This is a genomic window from Antrihabitans spumae (assembly GCF_043944905.1).
Taxonomy (GTDB): domain Bacteria; phylum Actinomycetota; class Actinomycetes; order Mycobacteriales; family Mycobacteriaceae; genus Antrihabitans; species Antrihabitans spumae.
Window position 1 is genome coordinate 36,777 of the sequence record NZ_JBIMSN010000158.1, and the last position, 18,708, is coordinate 55,484.

Consider the following 18,708-nt stretch of genomic DNA (forward strand, 5'->3'; position numbering starts at 1 on the left):
ACGTCGCATCCAGTGGTGCGCATGACTCGACAACGAGCTCTGTGGGCGTCCACCAGTATGTCCACCCGCGGCGGCGTTGCCAGCTTCGTCCGTGTGATGGCTGGGATGCCGATCTGGTCGGACTGGAACGTCCATCACGTCGCGACTCATCGTGATGGCAATCCGACAGTGAAGGTGGGTACCTTCGCGGCAGGGTTAGTGAACTTCGTCTTCCAACTGATCTTTCGGCGACCGGACGTTGTGCATCTGCACATGGCCTCCTACGGAAGTTTCTTCCGGAAATACCTATTGCACCTGTTGGCTCGTCTGTTTCGGGTTCCCGTTGTGGTCCACATCCATGGGGCCGAGTTCGATCTCTTCTACGAGAAATCACCGCGATGGGTGCAATGGGCGATCCGCGATTCGTTGACGCACGCGAGCGTCGTTGTCGCACTCGGTCGCAGTTGGGTCGCGCGGCTGTCGGCAATCGCGCCGACTGCGCGAATCGTCGCGGTACCGAACAGCGTGCAAGCGCAAGCCCCGATCACGCAACCCGGAGCGGACGAGCCTGTCCACGTGCTGTTCCTCGGCAGAGTCGGTGACCGTAAAGGCACTTTCGCGTTGATCGAAGCATGGGCAGCGATGCTTGCCGATATAGGGACGGAGTACTCGGCCGGGCGCATCCCCGCCCGCCTGACCATCGCAGGTGACGGTGAGGTCGAGCGCGCGAGAGCATTGGTGACCGCGAAAGGCCTCGACGACAGCGTGGACGTGCTGGGTTGGATCCCGTCCGATACCGTGCCGCAACTGCTACGCACGGCTCAGGTCCTGGCACTGCCATCCCACAACGAGGGCCAGCCGATGGCGATCCTCGAGTCGATGGCGAACGGTCTGTGTGTGCTGTCCAGCCCTGTCGGTGGCATCACCGATTTGATAGACGAGACGTGTGGTGTCCTTGTTCCACCTGGCGACGTCGACAAGCTGGCGGCAGCACTCGGTTGGCTGGTACGTGACGACGATGCGCGCACCCGACTGGGATCTGCTGCGCTGCAACGGGTCAGGGAAGATTTCGACGCGGACGTCCTGTGGCGCAAGTTCGACGAGTTGTACAGGGAGCTCCAGGGATGACCGATAGCGAGAAGGTTCGACTGTTGCGAGTTCTGTACCTCGTTCCCGATCTCGGTGTCGGCGGCGCGGAACGGCATGTGACGACGTTGATGCCGAATCTGGATAGCGCCCGCTTCGCACCGTCCGTGATCTGCCTCGGTGAAGAAGGTGCCCTCTTCGGTGATCTCGCCGCGGCAGGTGTCCCCGCCATTGCGTTGCACAGATCGAAACGGCAGATGTTGGCGGCCCTCGCCGACCTCGTGCGGGAATTTCGCAGGCAAAAACCGGATCTGCTGGTCATGCGCGGGTACAACGCAGAGATGCTCGGCCGCATCGCAGCGCGTCGGGCAGGAATCGACAAAACCGTCGTCTGGGTGCACAACTGTGGCGACACCGAGCCGAGGGGACGAGTCAGAGTGGTCGCCGATCGCGTGCTCGACCGGTTCACGAGCGCATACTTCGGTGTTGCTCGGGCCCAAACAAGCTACGTCGTGGACGAACTCGGCTATCCAGCCGACAAATTCCGAGTTATCTACAACGGCGTGGATCCCTCGTCGTTCGATCCGACGGACGATCGTCGTGCGGTCGCCGACCTCGGTATCGGGCCGACCGATCTGGTCGTCGGCATCCTCGCGGCCTTGCGTCCGGAGAAGGACCACGCCAACTTTCTGCGCGCTGCCGCCTTGGTTGCGCAGGCGCTGCCCGATGCAAAGTTCCTCATCGTCGGCGACGGCGTCATGCGCGCGGAGACGACGAGTCTGGCCGCCGAACTCGGTATCGCGGACCGCACGGTCTTCGCTGGTTCCCGTTCGGACGTAGCTGATCTGCTGCGCGCGATGGACGTGTTCGTGCTGTCCTCCTACAGTGTCGAATGCTTCCCGATGGCGTTGCTGGAGGCGATGTCGGCTGGGCGGCCAGCAGTATGTACGGCCGTCGGCGGGGTACCGGAAATGATCGCGGACGGCGAAACCGGATACCTTGTGCCACCCCGCGATTCAGCGGCGTTGGCCGATCGTCTGATCGATATTCTTTCCGACCCGGAGCTGCGCCGAAGGATGGGTGCCGCGGCTCGCGCGAGGGTCGAGTCGCAGTTCAGTCTGCAAACCAGTGTGGCCGCGGCGGAGCGCGCCTTCGAAGATGTTGCCGGCATCGAGCCTGCACGAAACCCGCTGACCAACAGCAATTAACGGAAAATCGACGGAAGTGATTCGATGAGTGGGCACATTCTGATCCTGGTGGAGAACCTTTCGGTTCCCTTCGACCGCCGCGTGTGGCAGGAAAGCCGAGCGCTCGTCGGGGCCGGATATCAGGTCACGGTGATCTGCCCGAAGGGCGCGAAGCAGGACACCGAGGCAGAGGCGACCATCGAAGGCGTTCGCATCCTTCGCTATCCGCTACGCGCCGCGACGGGCGGACCGCTCGGATATCTACGCGAGTACTCGCTCGCGCTGTGGCACACGCTTCGGCTTGCCGTGCAGGTGCGTCGCCGCGGGCCCGTTCATGTCGTGCACGCGTGCAACCCGCCGGACCTGCTGTTCCTCATCGCCCTCGTCCTGCGGCCGTTCGGGACCAAGTTCGTCTTCGATCAGCACGACTTGGTACCCGAGCTGTTCCTTTCTCGGTTCTCCAGCGGCGGCGGGCCGTTGCTCTTGGTATCGAAGTTGGTCGAGCGCATGACCTTTGCGTTGGCCGATGCCGTCATCTCGACGAACGAGAGCTATCGAAAGGTAGCCATCGAGCGAGGCAAGATGGCGGCCGAGCGTGTGTCCGTCGTTCGAAGTGCGCCTGATCTCTCGCGTTTCATACCCAGAGACCCCGATCCGAGCTTGTCGCGCGGCAAGAAGTATCTCGGGGCCTATCTGGGTGTGATGGGACCACAGGACGGTGTCGACTACGCGCTGCGTGCAGTCGCGCATCTGCGCAACGAGATCGGGCGCACGGACACACATTTCGTCTTCATGGGTGGCGGCGACGCTTTCGACGACATGGTGGCGCTGTCGAAGGAACTCGGTATCGACGACATCGTCGAGTTCACCGGACGGGTGCCCGACGAGTTCCTGCAGACCTGCCTGTCGACTGCGGACATCTGCCTCTCGCCTGATCCGAAGAATCCGCTCAACGACGTGTCGACGATGAACAAGGTTGTCGAATACATGGCAATGGCAAGGCCTTTGGTGTCCTTCGAACTCGTGGAAGCACGCGTGTCCGCTGCCGAGGCTGCAGTCTATGTGCCGGCTAACGACGAAGCTGCCTTCGCGGTCGCGATCGACGAATTGCTCGACGATCCCGTCCGACGTAAGGAGATGGGGGAGTTCGGCCGCGATCGTGTGCAGCGCGAACTGTCCTGGGACACCTCGCGTGGCAATCTCATCGCCTTCTACGAACGTGTCTTCGCAACCTCGGTAACCAAGAAGTAGGTCACGAAGCTCCGGTCAAGAAGCTCGGTTCGCGGCGGCACTCACAGCGGAGTCTTTCGTAACGGTCGCAAGGGATCCGGCGGGAGCTCGTAGGGTCGGGTCAGTCGTTCGGCGGTGCCGACGGTAGCGCCGACCAACGCCATCACCATGGTGCTCGGATAGTCGAACATCCGTAGGTCGACGAACAGGCCTGCGAGGACGATCGAAACGAAGGCTGTCAGAGCGGCGAAGCCGACGGGGCGACCCAGAATGCCTCGCTCCGGCAGGCTGCGGTAGCTGCTGAGGAGTTTCTTCGAGACGAGAAACAGGACGGTCAACCACAGGAGCAGTCCGATGAGACCGAGTTCGGCAAGAATTCCGAGTTCGTTCAGGTGGGCTGGAATACCCAGCCCGCGTTCCCATTTGGTCTGCGGTGACCATTGCTGGTGGTGATATGTGTTGACCGAGACGAACCGCCCGAGCCCCCAGCCGGTGAAGGGTTTCTCGGAGAAGGCCCACAGTGCCGTCGCGGCGGCGTTGAGCCTGTCGAAAACTTCGTTCGTCGACCCGACGCCCCCGGCGTCACGGTCCGCGCTGGTGAAGGTCGACCAGTTCATCACGATGTAACCGACAACACCGAGCGTCGTGATGACGAAGCCGGCTCGATAGCCCTTGGCAAGGACGAGGCCCATGATGATGATGACCGCGAAGCCGAGCCAGATAGCGCGGGTATGGGTGAGGAACACCCCGTAGCCGCAGGCGGCGGTGATTGCCACGTAGATCGGCTTGCGCCAGCGCGGTTGGTCTTTCATGCCGAGCAGCACCAAAGCGAGAACGAATCCGACCGTGAGGATCAGGCCGTTGACCTCGGGTTGGTTCGGTAGTCCGTTTGCTCGTCCCTCCCAGCCTGGCGTGTCCACGATGTAGCGCGGCCAGACGAGTGCACGAGGTCCATGGAACTGCAGAATGCTGACCCATGCCGAGTACGCGCTGCAACCGAGAATTGCGGCGATCAGGATGCGCATTGCCCGTTCGGTGTTGAAGATTGCTCGCGAGATCACGTAGGTCGCGAACGGTATCGCCGTTCCGATCAGCAGATAGCGCGTGACACTGAGGGTCTCCTCGGTCAGCGGATAGATGATCGGGCGGTACTCGTGCGGCGTGAGAATCGAGTGGATGTTCCACAGGACGTACAGCGCCATGGTCAGTTCGACGGCGCCGAATCGAATCCGGCGCTCCGGCTGCGCCGCGACCCAGAAGATCGTCGACACGATCAGACCTGCAAACGCGAACAGAAAGGGATCGGTCGGCAGGAATTTCGGCAAAGCAGCACGGACGAACATGCTGACGATGAGAAACACGAACGCCCACACAGGGTTTCGCAGCCCGATAACAACAAGTGCGATGCCGACCAACAAACCGGTGACAGCGCCGACGAGGCCGAAGGGTACAAGAGGTGCGGCATAAAACGTCACCGCTAGTCCGAGAACGACGGCAAAGGCGGCGACGGCGAACCTGGTCGGTTTGTGCTCGATCGTGCCCTGCCGGACGGTATCGCCCACCCGCGCCAGGGCGGCCGATTTCATCGGTGTCTCCGATTTCGGTGATGTCGTCGATGTCATCGCGCGCTGCGGACGTCCGCCGCCCGAACCGTTTCGGTTGCGCCGGCCCCAACGCGGTGCCGCGAATGGTCGGCAGGGTGTGGAGTTCGTTCGACGAGAACGGCGCCGATGACGTCGCCGCCCATCTGCTCGAGCACGCGAATGGCTTCGGCAACGTCCTCGACGGTCGTACGTCCGGCTTCGAGCACCAGCAGCGTGCGATCGGCGACGTCACAGATGACTTGACCCTCGGCGGCGGAGGCGATCGGGGGTGCTTCGACCACAACGAGATCTGCGTTGTCGCCCGCTTGCCCGATGAGCTCACGAACCCGCTCGCGATCGAACAGACCGTACGGGTCGCCCGTGGTCTCGCCCTGGGAAACGATGTCCAGTTCGGCTGGACCCGCGGCGCGCTGGACGTGCAATGCGCCTGGTGTGCTCAAGAATTCGGCGACCCCGGGTCCGTCCTGTGCACCGTCGCGGAGATTCGCGCGGACGAAAACCGTATGGACGCCTTGAATTGCTCTCTGCTGGGCGATAGCGAATGCAACCTCGCTGCCGACCGTGCCAGGTGTGGTAGGGCACACAGCGACAACCGCCGGAGACTGTGCGCTCGACTTGGCGACGATGTTGGCGAGGTGTCGCAGCCGAACTTGGCGACGTTCCTCGTCGACTCCACCGCCGCCGACCGGAATCGTCTCCAATACCCGTACGCCGGTCTTCTCCGCGACATCGGCTTCGGTGTAGAGCCGACGCGTTCGCGCTCCGAGCAGAAGTGCCACAACGCAGCCGAGGACGAGCCCGCCGACGACGCCGCTCGCGAGCGGTATCACCTTGCTCGCCGGCATGGCGACGGTGCCGCTGTCGGTCTGCAGAATAGTGAGCCGGTTGGTCTGGTTGCCGTTGAGGTCGTCGATCTCCTTCTGCAGCTGTAGCAGGGCGGTGTCGGCCTCGGGATCGTCGGCCGCGAGCTTCGGTCCCCATACTTTGTCGAAGGCCGTCGTCATGTCGTCGATCGTCTGCTGGCGACTCGCGTCGAGATGGCCGTTGATCTCGCCGATGAAGGTTTGTGCCAGCTTCCCTGCGGCCTCGCGCGCTACCTCGGCATCGGTCGCGGTTGCCTGGACATAGAGGAGCGGACCTGCCGACACGAACTGTGCGACGAACGATGTGACGTCGTCCGGAATACCCGACCGCTCACGCACGACTTCTTGGTATGACGGATCGTTGAAGTAGAAAGAGTAGCCCTGCGCAAGAATTGCGTCCTGCTCGGGCGCACGTGTTTGCGTCGATGCCGACAGCAGAGCACGACCGGTATAAGTCGTCTGATTACCAAGCGATGCAATTACGGATCCGACCGCGCAGACCAGCGTGATCGCGATGACCATGCGACGCCGCCGCCAGACCCTTTCGATATGGGTACCTAGTGTGGGTGACAATTGCCCTCCGTCAAGATCTGCGTTGAGAAAACGTGATCGCATCGATCCGCACGATGCACCGGTACGAGTCGCGCCCGGCATGTTCATCCCGCATAACGAGTTCTACGTTACTTGGCCGTCGTGGGGACGAGGAATGCCGATTGCTAGGCGCCGATGTCCACAATGATTCGAGTCGGATTCTCCAGCGACGTGACTCGAAACACCGGTTGATCGGCATTCAATCCGATAAACGATTGAGTCACCTGCCGATCGACAGTCGAGTAGCGGACCTCGGCGATCGACTTGGCTTCGGGACTCGTCAGGGTGTCCGGACCCGAGTACGGCGGTGCGGTCGTACCGAAAGGGTTCGGTGCTTCGCGAATGAGGACCTCTAGAATCCATCGGCCCGCTACGGGGAACGGTTGGTTCGTGCCATTTTGAACCGGCTGGCTCACATATTGCACGGTCCAGCCAGGAATCGCGTCGCCGGTGAACTGGTACTCGACACGATCGGTGTCGCCGTTTCGGCGGACGGTGATCTTCGTCAACGAGATCCCGACCGCCTCGCCTTCGGGTACACCAGTCTTGCGGTCTTGGTTGTATGGACTGTCTGGAGCTTGTGTTGTCACCGGTGGGAGGGTGATAGTCGTCGAATCGGTACATCCGGCGAGTAGCGCCAGCCCGATGATCGCGGCGGCGCCGAGTGCGCTTCGTGCCACGGAAGCCTTTGCGCCGTACCGTCGTACTGACATTTTCACCACCGTAACTTGTGCTCGTACTTGCGGTCGTCCAACGGTCGGAGGGACGTCGAAGAGACTATCGAAGCAGGACAATGCCGTCCTTCGGTGCGAGCGTAACCGCCGTTGTTTCTTCGCCGTTGTTCGTGTTCGGATCCTGCGTTCCACGCAATCGTCGATAGGTCCGCTCCAGTGTGATTGTTTGCGGCGCATCGCCCGCATTGACCAGCACGATCCCGTTGTCGAAATCCCGCCGGAAGACGCCTGTCGCGGGCGAACCGGTGCCGTCGACACTCGGCTTGCTCAACGCGGCCATGTCCGGATTGTCTTCGCGTGCTCGACCGAGATATCCGCGGCCGAGTCCACCCCCGTCCATCTCGTCGTAATAGGCGATCTCGCCGTAGTTGCTGCCCATCGGAGCCCAGTAGCCGTCCTGTAGCAGCGTTGCGCCCAACTCGAAGCGGGCGCGTTGGTAATCCTGCGGCGAACCGGCTTCGACACGGCGGGTGTCGATGGTCATCATCATGCCGGGTAGCCGATGGTCGGTTCCGGTCGAGACGTCGACGTAATTGGTCAGGTCGGCCAGCGCCTCTCGATCAGCGAGCGGGTCCGTGAAACTTTCCCACACCCGTCCGTCGATCATCGCCGACCGAAGTACGCGGACACCGTTGATCACCAGTAGCGCGGTCGGCATCGCGGCGCGCATCCGTTGTTCACCGATGGTCAGGCCACGGTCCATCGGTGTATCGGGACCATAGATCTGCTCTGGTAGTTCGTCGGTCCCGTTTCGATCGATATCCCACGACTCGTGATCGGTGTTGTAGAGCCGATCGCCCCACACATCGAGAAAAATCCCGTCCCAGATCCCGGTCGACCAGATCTGATCGATCACCCAATCTGCGACGTACTCGACGTACAACTGACCGTTCACCCGCGGAGCTTCGTCGGTGAGGTTGGTCAGATAGCGGCCGTCCCAGACATCGGCCAGTTCGCCGTTCGCGGTTCTGGCAAGCCACTCGTCGGGAAAGCGGCTCACCTTGTCGTCGCCGAATTGCCAGATCTTGTAGTTGTTAGCCCAGTACTCTCGCGACCCAATTTCTCGAAGCGCATAAACCGGGTTCACATAGGCGAGCAATCGCACCTGGGGATTCGCTCGCCGCAGATCGTCGAAGAACGATTTCGGTGCGCGGTGTTGCCACTCGCTGTCGATCACGACGACGTCGTATCGCGCGAGTTCTTCGACGGTCGGCAACGCGTCGTGCTCGATGAAATAGGTCCCTGTGCGCGGATAGGGCAGCGGCGAGGTGTTGTCACGAATCGGTGGCGCTACCAATTGGACCGACTCGGTCCCGAGATCCGAGAAGTACGAAACGACGAGCACGACGGTTGCGCCGAGCGTGATCGCGTAGAGATGCCAACGGCGGAACCAGTTCGTCGGCTCGGGCCGGCCAGGGTCACTCACGCTTCATTCTGGCACGGGTCCAGATGTCGGCGTCGGGACTGCGTTCTCCACCACGGCCGATTTGAGCTTGCCGCTCGCGGGTCGTTGCAGACGGTCGAACTCCTTGAGCGTCAAAATCTGGTCCGCTCCGAACATCCGATCGACATTGCGCCGAGCATGCGCCATCGTCGCGTCAGCGTCGTAGCCGTCGCCGGGAACCACTCTCACCTCGAACCTTCCCGGCGCAAGCTGGGCAATCTGCGCTTCGCGGAGGCCGTCGAGGTCGTCGATGATCGTCGACGGTAACGGCAGGAGCCGGCCGTCGGCAGCGGTGAACGAATCTTCGACTCGGCCATCGATCGCGCCGAGAAGTTCGTAGGATCGACCGCATGCGCACGGTCCTGTCGCTGCGGGGCCGACTTCGTCGCCGGTGCGATAGCGGAAGAGCGGAAAGCCCCAGTTGTGCAACGCTGTTCCTACGATTTCCCACCTCGTGTCGGAACCATCGACAGGATGCAGCTCGACGATGCCGTAATCGGGAAAGACGTGGAAGCTTCCCGCTTCGCAGCTTCCCGCCATCGTGACGCGTTCGGTCTGGCCGTAGTGGTCGACGATAGGTCCGGCAAAGACGTCGCGCATGAGTGCGATTTGACCGGGCGTCATCACCTCGGACGACGTGATGATCGCTGTGACGGGGACTTTCTCACCTTGTTCACGCAGCAGCGCAGCAAGAAGTGCGATGCTCGACGGCCAGCCTTCGATCGCGTCCGGCGCAAAGCGACGGATTTCGTCGAGAATGTCGCCGAGGTGCTCCGGCGTGAGGTGAAAACTCGACACCATCAGCTGCCGCGCGCCGGGCAGCAGCTGCGTCGGCTTACCGTCCTGATCAGCGGCGAAGTCGCTGCCGCGTAGTACGACACGCTTCGAATCCGCCGGCAGACCGAACCAACCCCACTGGCGTTCGAGCACCGACAACTCGTAGACCGACGATCCCATGGTGCGATAGCTGGCGATCGGAGCGCCGGACGTTCCGCTCGACCGGGCGGCCCACATCAGCTTGCGCGGATAGACGAGAAAATCTTCGGCTCGTTCGGCCAGATCGGTCCGTGAGATGAGCGGTAGCAGTGCCAGATCTTCGAGAGTGCGAATGTCGCGCGGGTCGATACCGGAGGTCCGGAAGTACTCGCGGTAGAAGGGCGCCCGTGCGGCAGCGACACGCACGAGGGCGCGGAGGCGCTTCTCTTGAAACCCTTTGATCCGCGTCGCGTCGGCGTGATCGAGTGCATCGAGCGTGCGGCGCATCGGAAAACGCAAGGGATGTGCACGCCTGATGCGATGTTTGAGGCTCTTTGCTCCACCTGGCGGTGTCATGTGACCTGCTTTCGTGCGCGTGGACGAGGTCTCGATATGCCATCGCTGCGGCGTCCGCGAGTATTTCACAGCGAACTGGCTACTCGACTTCTGCTGTGACGACGAACGGCGTCGGCCACCAGAGTTGCCGAGCGTTAACGGCGCAATGTCCAATTATTCATCCATCCGCGTGTGACCGCGTGCGTTCTTTGGCTAACGAGCGGTGTGTTTTCTGCGATCATTCTCGTTGTGATGACAAGGGCGGGTGAACTGACCCCGCATTCGGGTGACGTACTGGCGGTAAGCGTTTTCTGGCTCGGTTATGTCGGCTGTGTTTCGGCTGCATGCCTCGCATCCCGAGGGCACTCGGTGATCGGCGTGGATGTCAATCCGCAGAAGACTGAGTTCCTTCGGCAAGGCAAGGCGCCGGTGGTCGAAGAGCGCATCGGCGAGCTGACCGCCGAAGTTGTCGCATCGGGACACCTGACCGTGTCCGACGATGCGGCGAAGGCCGTGCATGCCACGGATATTTCGATTGTGTGCGTCGGTACGCCCTCTGCTCCCGGTGGTGGTCTTTCGACGGCGTATCTGGAGAGTGCGAGCGAGGAGATCGGCGCCGCTCTCGCGACCAAGGACGGCTGGCACGTCGTCTGCTTCCGAAGCACGATGGTTCCCGGAACGTGCGAGGGCATTCTGGTCCCTGCTTTGGAGAAGGCGTCGGGCAAGAAGGCCGGCATCGATTTCGGGGTGTGTGTGAATCCGGAATTCCTCCGGGAGGGCAGCAGCGTGTTCGACTTCGAGAATCCGCCGAAGACCGTCGTCGGTGAGAGCGATGAGCGCAGCGGTGCACTCGTGATGGACCTGTACGAGGGGCTCGGTGGCCCGCGATTCCGCGTTCCTATCGCAGTTGCCGAGATGACGAAGTACGCGGACAACAGCTTTCACGCTCTCAAAGTCGCCTTCGGCAACGAGATCGGCGCAGTCTGTCAAAAACTTGGCCTCGACTCGCATGCCGTCATGGACATCTTTCTCGCCGACACCAAGCTGAACATCAGCCCCGCCTATCTCAAGCCCGGTTTCGCTTTCGGCGGTTCGTGTCTGCCGAAGGATGTCAGAGCGCTGACACATACTGCGCGACAGAACGACATCGACATTCCGGTACTGGCAAACCTGCTCGCTTCCAACGAAACTCAGTTGAAGCGGGCCGTCGACATGGTGACGAACCTCGGTAGGCGTAAAGTCGGTATCTTCGGTCTGTCCTTCAAGTCCGGCACCGATGATCTGCGGGAAAGCCCGATGGTCGAGCTCGCGGAGCGCTTGATCGGCAAAGGCTACGACGTGCTGATCTACGACGCGAACGTGGCGCTGTCTCGACTGATGGGAGCCAACCGCGAGTACATCGAAGACCGTGTACCGCACATCGGCCAGTTGCTGACCGGCGACATCGCTGCGGTCGTCGAACACGGCGAGGTGTTCATCGCGGGAACCAAAGAAGCGAACGTCGTCGAGTCGATCGACAACATCGGACCGGACAAGACGGTGATCGACGTGGTCAGGCTTCCGGATGCGGAGAAACGTCGCCTGCAGCCTGGCTACCTGGGCATCGGCTGGTAGTCGAGATGAGCGCGCAGAAATCGAAGAAGTTCAGCTTTTTGACGACTGCGTACAAAACGGAGGCCTACCTGGGCGACACCATCGAGTCCGTGTTGGCACAGACGAGCCCCGACTGGGAACTCGTCGTCGTCGACAACGGTATGGACGACGCGATCGCCGCCATTGTGCAGAGTTACGCGTCCGACGAACGAATTCGGTTGGTGCGTCAGGAGAACAAGGGCTACGCCGGTGGCGTCATGGCTGCTGCCGAGGCGGCGAGTGGTGACTTTTTCGTCGTGTTGGACAGCGACGATCAAGTGCTGCCTGGTTTCTGTCGCGCAGTGGCGGCACTCGTCGATTCCGACCCTGGGGTGGACGCGGTGGGCTGCGATGCCTTCCGATTCGACGACGACGGCCTCGACCTACCGATCGGGTACTACCGCTCCACCAACATCAAGAAGAAGCCTGATCCCAAACACCGGCTCAACCTGACCGACCTCGTCGGCGGATATGTGCCGTACTACACGGCGGCGATTCGACAGAGCGTGTGGGAAGAGGTCGGCGGCTACGACCGTGGTGACCAGGAACTTCACGAGTCGGTAGTCATCTGGCTACGTATGGTCGATCGCTACGACATTCGGGTGCTGCCGCAGCGATTGGCACGCTTCCGGTTGCGCAGCGATTCGTTGACGCGCGACCCCAAGGCGGTCGAGGCCTTCGCCGAAGAACTGGAGCGTTCGTTCTCCTACGCGGCTCCATCTGACGAAGAAGCCAAAGCCGCACTGGAATCGACTTTGCGGACACTGCGCTACTGGGTGCTGCTACGACGGGCGCGGTTCGCGTTGCTGTCCGGCGACGATGTCGGCGCTCGCCTCGCCGCGCGCGAAGCATTCGCACAACGCAGAACAGTTCGTGCGGCGATGGTCCTTGCTGCGGTCAACATCGCGCCAGGCGCACTGCGCGTAGCGCACCCGGCAAAGCAGAAGATCACGACGAAGTTGTCGCATGCCGTCGGCAGGCTAGTTTCGGCAATCAAGCGGTGACACCTACCGAGGGACCCGAAACCGGCGAGAAAGCCGGTGGCGCGACGAGCGGCGGTTTGAGCGGTGGGCTGCGCCGTGGTGCGGCACTGTCCGCGATCGGACTCATCGCTGTTCAGTTGACAGCGTTGATCCAAACAGTCGTACTAGCGCACCTCCTCACTCCGGTCGAAGTCGGAATCTTCACCGCGGGCACGGTTCTCACCACGTTCGTCGTGATCTTTTCGCACAGCACGCTGTCACACGCGCTGATTCAGCGCGAGGGCGATATCGACGATGCCGCCGAGACGGTCTTCTGGGTCACCTTGGCGACGGGTGTTCTGCTCGCACTTGCGATCCTCGCCTGTGCACCCGTCGCCGCGAACGTGTTCGACGAGCCGGAGGTCGGCCTCGTCACGGCGGTAACAGCCGGAACTGTGCTGTTGACCGCGTTGATGGCTGTACCGGACGCATTGATGCAGAGGGCCTTCCAATTCAAGCGCCGCATCATCGTCGATCCGATCAACGCGATTTCCTTTGCAGTCGTTTCGATCGTGCTCGCTGCCAACGATTTCGGCGTGTGGTCACTCGTCATCGGCTATTACGTGTCGCTGGTGCTATCGGTGATCGCTGCGTGGGGGCTGTCCGGTTGGCGACCGTTGCGTGGCCGTTTCAGGTTTCGGTTGTGGCGGCAGATGGCAAGTTTCGCGTTCCCGCTCTTGATCGACAGTGTGATCGATCGTGCTGTGGAATCGCTCGAGGTCGTGATCGTCGGACATCGGCTCGACGCTGCCGCCCTCGGTAACTATCGCTACGGTCGTCGGCTCGCGTTCACGCCGGTCATGGCCATCATTCAGATCTGTTCCTACGTGTTGTTTCCCGCGTTTTCGAGGATTGCGGGTGACGCAGAGCGGTTTCGCGCCGGCTTCATGCGCGCGCTGACGTGGATGTGGTTTGCCGTTGTTCCAGCTGTCGGTCTGCTAGCCGTGATAGGCGAGCCCGCGATCGTTCTGCTGCTCGGTGCGCAATGGCACGAGGCAGGCACGATGGTCGTCACGATGTCGGCTGCGGGCCTCGGGGTTGTGCTGATGTCGGTGACGGCCGAAGCGATGAAAGGTGCCGGTCAACCGCAGCGGCTGTACTGGATGACCGGCGTCGGCGCTGTCAGCGCGATTTCGCTGCTGTTGCTTCTACTGCCGTGGCGACTCAGCGGCGTCGGCGTGGCAATTTCGGTTTCTGCCGTGCTCACCGGCTTGACGGGTCTGGCCGCCGCACGCTCCGTCGTCGGATTGCACGTCGGCGAGCTCGTTCGTTGCCTCCTGCCGCCGCTGGTCGCAGCATGCGTTGCCGTCGCAATCGTCGGGCCGGTTCAATACTTCGTGCTCCGTGCGGGTGAGCACGGGTTGATCGGCGGACTCGGATTGGTGCTGGCGGAATGTGTCGTGTTCGCGCTGATCTTCTTGGTCCTGATTCGACTGCTCGCGCCTGCGTTGCTCGAACCGATTGTCGACGCCGTTCGTGCGCGTACGCGTCGAGCGGGAACCGCTGACAAGCCGACCGAGTCAGCAGAGTCGACGACAACGGAATGACCCCGTCTGCTCCACAGCGGTCGAAACGACGGTTGCTGCGTTGCGCTGTCGTGTTCATCGTTGTGGTGCTTGCGCTCGTCGGAGCGGGATTTCCGGTGTTCGTGCGGCCGCAGATCGATCCTCTGCAGCGAGCCGATGTCATTCTGGTTCTCGGTGGTTACGGCACCGATCGATACACCTACGGAATCGAATTGGCGCGGCGGGGTTACGCCCCGGTCGTGTTGTTCTCCAACCCGTACGGACCGGATACCGATATCGACGAGGTCCGCGAACCATGTGAATTTCCACCCGAGGGGATCGCCCTCGAATGTTTCGCGCCCGATCCTGCGACGACGAAAGGTGAAGCGCGCGAACTCCGCCAACTTTCGGAAGAGCGGGGCTGGACATCCGTCATCGTTGTCACCTACCTGCCGCACATCTCGCGAGCGCGCTACATCATCGAACAGTGCTTCGACGGTGACGTGGTCATGACGCCGAGCCGCGAGGAGCTTTCGATCGGCTACTGGGCCTGGGCCTACCTGTACCAAACGGCGGGTTATGTTCGTGCACTTGGCAATCGGAGCTGTTGAGTCGATCCTGCAGCTGTCAAGGCGTAAGTTCGATACCACCATCGACCGTCGTATCCACAGTGATCGTGTGGGGGGTATCGCCGTCGGACCACGCGATGTCGATCTGCTTGCCATGGACCTTGACGTCGAGTTCTGTTATCGGCGCGCCCGTTTCACCGTCCAGCGGGCGGAGGATAGTCACCATCGCGAAGGGAGTGGCTAGGTCGGCGCGCGCTCCGATCAGCCACGCGGGGTCCTGTGCTTCGAGCCGCTCCGACCACCAGCCGAGATGTGTTGCGGTGTCGCCCCTCGTCTGTTCGGTGGCGATCGGACCGGTCGCCGCATACTCGAGCTGAAGAACAGGAAGACCGTCTCGGTCGACCAAGTGCCCCGAGGCGCTCGATGTCGCACTCAAGGACGAATGAAGCGGCCAACCGAGGTGTGCTTCGTGTCGGCCTGTGCCGCTGAGCAGGTCGACGACGGCCAGGTAGGACAAGTCCGGTCCGGCCGTCAGCCATCGTCGATGAGTGACAGCCTCCGCCAAGCGACGGTAGCCGTTGTGCTCGGCGTCCACGACGCCACCGTCGATGTCGACGGCACGGACCACGACATCGGCCTGATCTGTCCACATGAAGGGTCCGCCGATCAGTGACTGATCTTGCCCGTCGACGCAGACGGTGGGGTGCATTCGAGTGCCGCGGTAGACAACTCGGCGTTCGGGGTGGCCATAGTAGCTTCCGGCGCCCGGATCGCCGATGACGTCGTGCCCATCGATGCTCAGCGTGACCGCCAGCGCGTCGGCGTGTCCGTGCGCAGCGATCGACAGGTACCCCAAAGGACCCACGTCCATTGTGGCTCGCCGCTTTCCACCGCGCAGCACGACCAATCCGCCAGTCGCCGCATAGAACCCGACTCCAAGAGCCGGTGGCGAACTGTCGCCGTGCGTGACGCCGAGCGCCTCGGACAGCCACGCCGACGTGATCGAGGGCGTGCCGTAGCGCCTCGCCGCGTCGTTTCCGGTCAGAGCGGCGACGATGCCGAGGTGATCGCGAACGGTGCGGAGGGGTTCGGGGCCGAGCCGCAGAGCGAAACCCTCGTCGTCGTCGCCGTATCGAGGCTGCGGGTCGTTCGGACCGACGATGGCACCTAGATATTCGGCACTTCGGTCGATTGCATCGACGAGCCGACTGGGGGGCTGGTCGCCGCGCAAGGACAGCAGCGCGACGACGACACCGATGAGTTCGGCGGTGAAAACCTGGTAGCCGACAGCCTGCTCGGCGCCGGCACCGTCGTCGAGAATCTGCAGCGGCGCCTGCTCCTCGAGCAAGCCAAGCGCGCGTCGTTCCCACTTGTGCGCGTTCGCCAGTTCCGGAAACAAGATCGCGACCGTTGCCAGGCCGGTAAGTTCGCCGATCAGATGATTGTTTGCAGAACTGAAGAGTGAGCGTTCACGCCAGCAGCGCCGAGCGCTCTCGTGCAGCAAGGTGACGATGCGCCGATACCGCTCCGGAGTGAGAGCCGGTGAGGTGCGAAGACCCTGCAGTGCGATGGCGACCGACGTGGCTCGGATACCGCACTCGAAGGCACCACGCCAGGCAATTCCGACACCGGGGAGTTGCTCGTCCATCCAGCCGTCGAGTTGATCGAAGGCCGCATCGGCGAAACGGTCGTCGCCGGTGAATAGCCAGGCCTGGGCCAACCATGGCAGATGCTGAAGGCGGTTCAGTTCCCAGATCCACTTGGGGTCGCCCGCAGCCGTCCGATGATCGAGCTTGTCCGCCGGCGTGGTTGGCCAGCGATAACCCGACAGCGGATCGAGATTCCAATCGATCGGCGTTCCTACGTTGGCAGCTGGGTAGCCGAAATAGGTGACTTCTCCGGCAAGTATCCGCTCTGCGGCCTCGACCACGGCCTTCGCCGCATCCGGGTTAGCCACTGCGACGTCGGTGGCACGTTTGCCGTCAAGTAGCACGGGCCGCCCTGTGCCGGTGCGGAAATGCCGTAGGAGTTCGTCCCAATTCGGCTCGCCGCGAGAGAACAGCCGGCGTTCGGCAGACTTCCAATCGACCTCGCGCGCGAGTTTCTTCTGCCCGAACCGGCCTGCTCGCCAAGCGATTTCACGCACATTCATGGTGCGCAATCGGCGCGCGTACCAACCGATCCGGCTCACAGCGACCCCTTTCGAATACGACGACCGAATCGCCGTTCTGTTCCGGAAACGGAGAATACGCCGATGCCGGAGTTGGCTGACACTGCGCAATAAGCGATCATCATTCGGTGATCGACTCCAAAGACAGTTTGAAGCAGTTTCTTGCGGAGGACCTCGCTGCACACGATCTGGATCGGTGGCGGTTGCGGTATCGACTTACGCAGCGCAGCGCGTATTTCCAGCGTCTGCTTCGGAAGTCGGAGTACTGGGCGAATGTGCGTCGGGATCCGATCGGCCGCTGCTTCTTCGTGTGGTACGCGTTGCGGACGAAATTTCTTGCCGAGCGCCTTGGATACACGATTCCGCGCAACGTTTTCGGCCCAGGACTGTCGATCGCGCACATCGGCACGATCACTGTGAACGGGGGAGCGACGGTCGGCGCGCGCTGTCGTATTCATCAGGGCGTAACCATCGGTAGCGGTGCCCACGGTAGTTACCCGGTTATCGGGGACGACGTTTTTCTCGGCCCGAACTGCGGTGTATTCGGTGTGCGGGTCGGCAACCGAGTAGAGGTGCGGCCGGGAGCGGTCGTCATCAAGGATGTGCCGGACGACGTGCATGTTGCCGGCGTTCCCGCGAAGGTCCTCAATCGTCGCACGCCTGACGCTTGACACCTTCAGGCCGGTCCGAGGGTCAAGCGGTCGCTGATTTCCGGATAGCGTCGGCGAACTTCGGGTAGCAGATCGGGCAGAGTCAGCAGCACGGTGTCCGGGGCGGCTGCGACAAGCGACTCCGGCGAGATGATGGGTACATCGGTGCCGGGCATTCGACGCCCCTGTTTGGCCGGTGCAGCGTCGGCGACCGCCGTTAGTCGGGACGCATTCACGCCCGCAAGTGCGAACAACGCGACGGCACGCGACGCCGCACCGTACGCGTACACCCGCCGACCACCCGCGACCTCGTGGTCGAGCCATTCGTCCAACGCTTTCGTTTCGGCAGATGCAGCGCGCTGCAGCGCGGCGACAACATGTGGATCTTGCAGTCCCATCGCCGCTTCGGCCGAGAGGATCGTAGTCACATATTCGTCCGGCTCGACTTCGTCGTGCCGCGCTGCGATTAGAACGGTGCCCCCGTACAGGTCGAACTCCCATGCTGCGTGGACGTGCATCCCCGCGTCGCGAAGCAGTGCGGTCAGTGCGGTGAGAGAGTAGTAGCCGAAGTGGCCGTGCCGCAGCGCATTCCACTGCCCCTGCTGCACGATCGCTGCGAGTGAATGGAACTGCAGCAGTAGCACGCCGTCGCGCGCCGTCGCCGCAGCACGGCGCGCGAAAGCCGCGCGTTGGTCGGGTTCGTGCATGATCCCGAAGCAGTCGAGCACGACCGCAGCGGCCGAATCGGCGACAGCCTCCGAGAAACCGCGCTCCAGCAACAGTGGTACCCACGTACCGCCGTGGGGGCTACCGAACTCGATGACGGTGGTGCCGCGCAACCAGCCGGCTGCTGCAACGCGTGCGATGGCGTCTTCCGCTTGATCACGTAGCGCCTGCGGTTCGACGCCGCGGGGTTCGTCGGTGACGGTGTCGTCGTCGGCCAGTTGCGCGAGTCCGCAAACACGGCACAGATCCATCGCGAGATCGTGGGTTGTCTCCGACGTCGACACCGGATCCTCTGCGAGCGGGAAAAAGTCTGCGGCGGGCGCCTTTCCGAGATCCAACACGCGCACTGTGTCCGAACTTGCGCAGGCTCTGCAGATCACGACGTACCTCCGAACCAATCGGGCA

Annotated in this window: 15 protein-coding genes; 8 read left to right on the top strand and 7 right to left on the bottom strand. The window is 62.4% G+C overall.

Annotated features, from left to right (window positions below; genetic code table 11):
* The first annotated feature begins 21 nt into the window (after positions 1-21).
* From ACHIRB_RS29870 to ACHIRB_RS29880, 3 genes are read left to right on the top strand one after another with little or no spacing between them, the layout of a single operon-like run.
* A complete protein-coding gene (locus tag ACHIRB_RS29870; RefSeq protein WP_395125224.1) occupies positions 22-1,107 on the top strand; it encodes a glycosyltransferase family 4 protein in 1,086 nt (361 codons plus the stop codon).
* Complete coding sequence (locus ACHIRB_RS29875; protein WP_395125223.1) at positions 1,104-2,273, top strand: glycosyltransferase; 1,170 nt, start codon at positions 1,104-1,106, stop codon at positions 2,271-2,273. Before ACHIRB_RS29870 ends, ACHIRB_RS29875 begins: the two co-directional genes overlap by 4 nt.
* 24 nt (positions 2,274-2,297) lie before the next feature.
* Positions 2,298-3,503 (top strand): glycosyltransferase family 4 protein, encoded by a 1,206-nt coding sequence (locus tag ACHIRB_RS29880; protein ID WP_395125222.1) that lies wholly within the window; start codon positions 2,298-2,300, stop codon positions 3,501-3,503.
* Positions 3,504-3,544: 41 nt separating this feature from the next.
* Here the strand turns inward: ACHIRB_RS29880 and ACHIRB_RS29885 are convergent, their stop codons facing one another.
* The 5 genes from ACHIRB_RS29885 to ACHIRB_RS29905 all read right to left on the bottom strand — a co-directional run bounded on the left by ACHIRB_RS29885 (position 3,545) and on the right by ACHIRB_RS29905 (position 10,050).
* Complete coding sequence (locus ACHIRB_RS29885; RefSeq protein ID WP_395125221.1) at positions 3,545-5,068, bottom strand: O-antigen ligase family protein; 1,524 nt, start codon at positions 5,066-5,068, stop codon at positions 3,545-3,547.
* Positions 5,069-5,100: 32 nt separating this feature from the next.
* Entirely contained in the window at positions 5,101-6,522 is a 1,422-nt protein-coding gene (locus ACHIRB_RS29890) for a hypothetical protein (RefSeq protein WP_395125220.1), read from the bottom strand.
* 143 nt (positions 6,523-6,665) lie between these two features.
* The gene (locus ACHIRB_RS29895; protein ID WP_395125219.1) at positions 6,666-7,253 is read right to left on the bottom strand and encodes an AMIN-like domain-containing (lipo)protein; all 588 of its coding nucleotides are present in this window, start codon (positions 7,251-7,253) and stop codon (positions 6,666-6,668) included.
* Positions 7,254-7,317: 64 nt separating this feature from the next.
* Positions 7,318-8,700 carry a putative glycoside hydrolase gene (locus tag ACHIRB_RS29900; RefSeq protein WP_395125218.1) on the bottom strand — a complete coding sequence of 461 codons (1,383 nt, stop codon included), beginning with the start codon at positions 8,698-8,700 and terminating at the stop codon, positions 7,318-7,320.
* Positions 8,701-8,703: 3 nt separating this feature from the next.
* Positions 8,704-10,050 carry a phenylacetate--CoA ligase family protein gene (locus tag ACHIRB_RS29905; protein ID WP_395125217.1) on the bottom strand — a complete coding sequence of 449 codons (1,347 nt, stop codon included), beginning with the start codon at positions 10,048-10,050 and terminating at the stop codon, positions 8,704-8,706.
* Between the two features lie 231 nt (positions 10,051-10,281).
* Between ACHIRB_RS29905 and ACHIRB_RS29910 the strand changes: the two genes are divergently transcribed.
* The 4 genes from ACHIRB_RS29910 to ACHIRB_RS29925 are packed head-to-tail and all read left to right on the top strand — an operon-like array spanning position 10,282 to position 14,799.
* A complete protein-coding gene (locus tag ACHIRB_RS29910) occupies positions 10,282-11,643 on the top strand; it encodes a nucleotide sugar dehydrogenase (RefSeq protein ID WP_395127820.1) in 1,362 nt (453 codons plus the stop codon).
* 5 nt (positions 11,644-11,648) lie between these two features.
* Positions 11,649-12,665, top strand: a complete 1,017-nt coding sequence (locus tag ACHIRB_RS29915; RefSeq protein WP_395125215.1) for a glycosyltransferase family 2 protein — start codon at positions 11,649-11,651, stop codon at positions 12,663-12,665.
* Positions 12,662-14,230: a lipopolysaccharide biosynthesis protein gene (locus ACHIRB_RS29920; RefSeq protein WP_395125214.1), complete on the top strand. Its 1,569-nt coding sequence runs from the start codon at positions 12,662-12,664 to the stop codon at positions 14,228-14,230. The genes ACHIRB_RS29915 and ACHIRB_RS29920 overlap by 4 nt, the downstream gene beginning before the upstream one ends.
* The gene (locus ACHIRB_RS29925) at positions 14,227-14,799 is read left to right on the top strand and encodes a YdcF family protein (protein ID WP_395125213.1); all 573 of its coding nucleotides are present in this window, start codon (positions 14,227-14,229) and stop codon (positions 14,797-14,799) included. Before ACHIRB_RS29920 ends, ACHIRB_RS29925 begins: the two co-directional genes overlap by 4 nt.
* 16 nt (positions 14,800-14,815) lie before the next feature.
* On the opposite strand, the gene ACHIRB_RS29930 is transcribed toward ACHIRB_RS29925, so the two are convergent.
* Positions 14,816-16,948 (bottom strand): heparinase II/III domain-containing protein, encoded by a 2,133-nt coding sequence (locus ACHIRB_RS29930; protein ID WP_395125212.1) that lies wholly within the window; start codon positions 16,946-16,948, stop codon positions 14,816-14,818.
* A 107-nt stretch (positions 16,949-17,055) separates the two neighbouring features.
* On the opposite strand from ACHIRB_RS29930, the gene ACHIRB_RS29935 reads away from it, so the two are divergent.
* Positions 17,056-17,598, top strand: a complete 543-nt coding sequence (locus ACHIRB_RS29935) for a DapH/DapD/GlmU-related protein (RefSeq protein ID WP_395125211.1) — start codon at positions 17,056-17,058, stop codon at positions 17,596-17,598.
* 5 nt (positions 17,599-17,603) lie between these two features.
* On the opposite strand, the gene ACHIRB_RS29940 is transcribed toward ACHIRB_RS29935, so the two are convergent.
* On the bottom strand, positions 17,604-18,683 hold the full coding sequence (locus ACHIRB_RS29940; protein WP_395125210.1) for a class I SAM-dependent methyltransferase: 1,080 nt from the start codon (positions 18,681-18,683) through the stop codon (positions 17,604-17,606).
* Positions 18,684-18,708 lie beyond the last annotated feature (25 nt).

Excerpts from the sequence above, each read along its gene's own strand:
- ACHIRB_RS29870 (WP_395125224.1), top strand. The coding sequence starts at position 22 with ATGACTCGACAACGAGCTCTGTGGGCGTCCACCAGTATGTCCACCCGC.
- ACHIRB_RS29875 (WP_395125223.1), top strand. The coding sequence starts at position 1,104 with ATGACCGATAGCGAGAAGGTTCGACTGTTGCGAGTTCTGTACCTCGTT.
- ACHIRB_RS29880 (WP_395125222.1), top strand. The coding sequence starts at position 2,298 with ATGAGTGGGCACATTCTGATCCTGGTGGAGAACCTTTCGGTTCCCTTC.
- ACHIRB_RS29885 (WP_395125221.1), bottom strand. The coding sequence starts at position 5,068 with ATGAAATCGGCCGCCCTGGCGCGGGTGGGCGATACCGTCCGGCAGGGC.
- ACHIRB_RS29895 (WP_395125219.1), bottom strand. The coding sequence starts at position 7,253 with ATGTCAGTACGACGGTACGGCGCAAAGGCTTCCGTGGCACGAAGCGCA.
- ACHIRB_RS29905 (WP_395125217.1), bottom strand. The coding sequence starts at position 10,050 with ATGACACCGCCAGGTGGAGCAAAGAGCCTCAAACATCGCATCAGGCGT.
- ACHIRB_RS29910 (WP_395127820.1), top strand. The coding sequence starts at position 10,282 with ATGACAAGGGCGGGTGAACTGACCCCGCATTCGGGTGACGTACTGGCG.
- ACHIRB_RS29915 (WP_395125215.1), top strand. The coding sequence starts at position 11,649 with ATGAGCGCGCAGAAATCGAAGAAGTTCAGCTTTTTGACGACTGCGTAC.
- ACHIRB_RS29925 (WP_395125213.1), top strand. The coding sequence starts at position 14,227 with ATGACCCCGTCTGCTCCACAGCGGTCGAAACGACGGTTGCTGCGTTGC.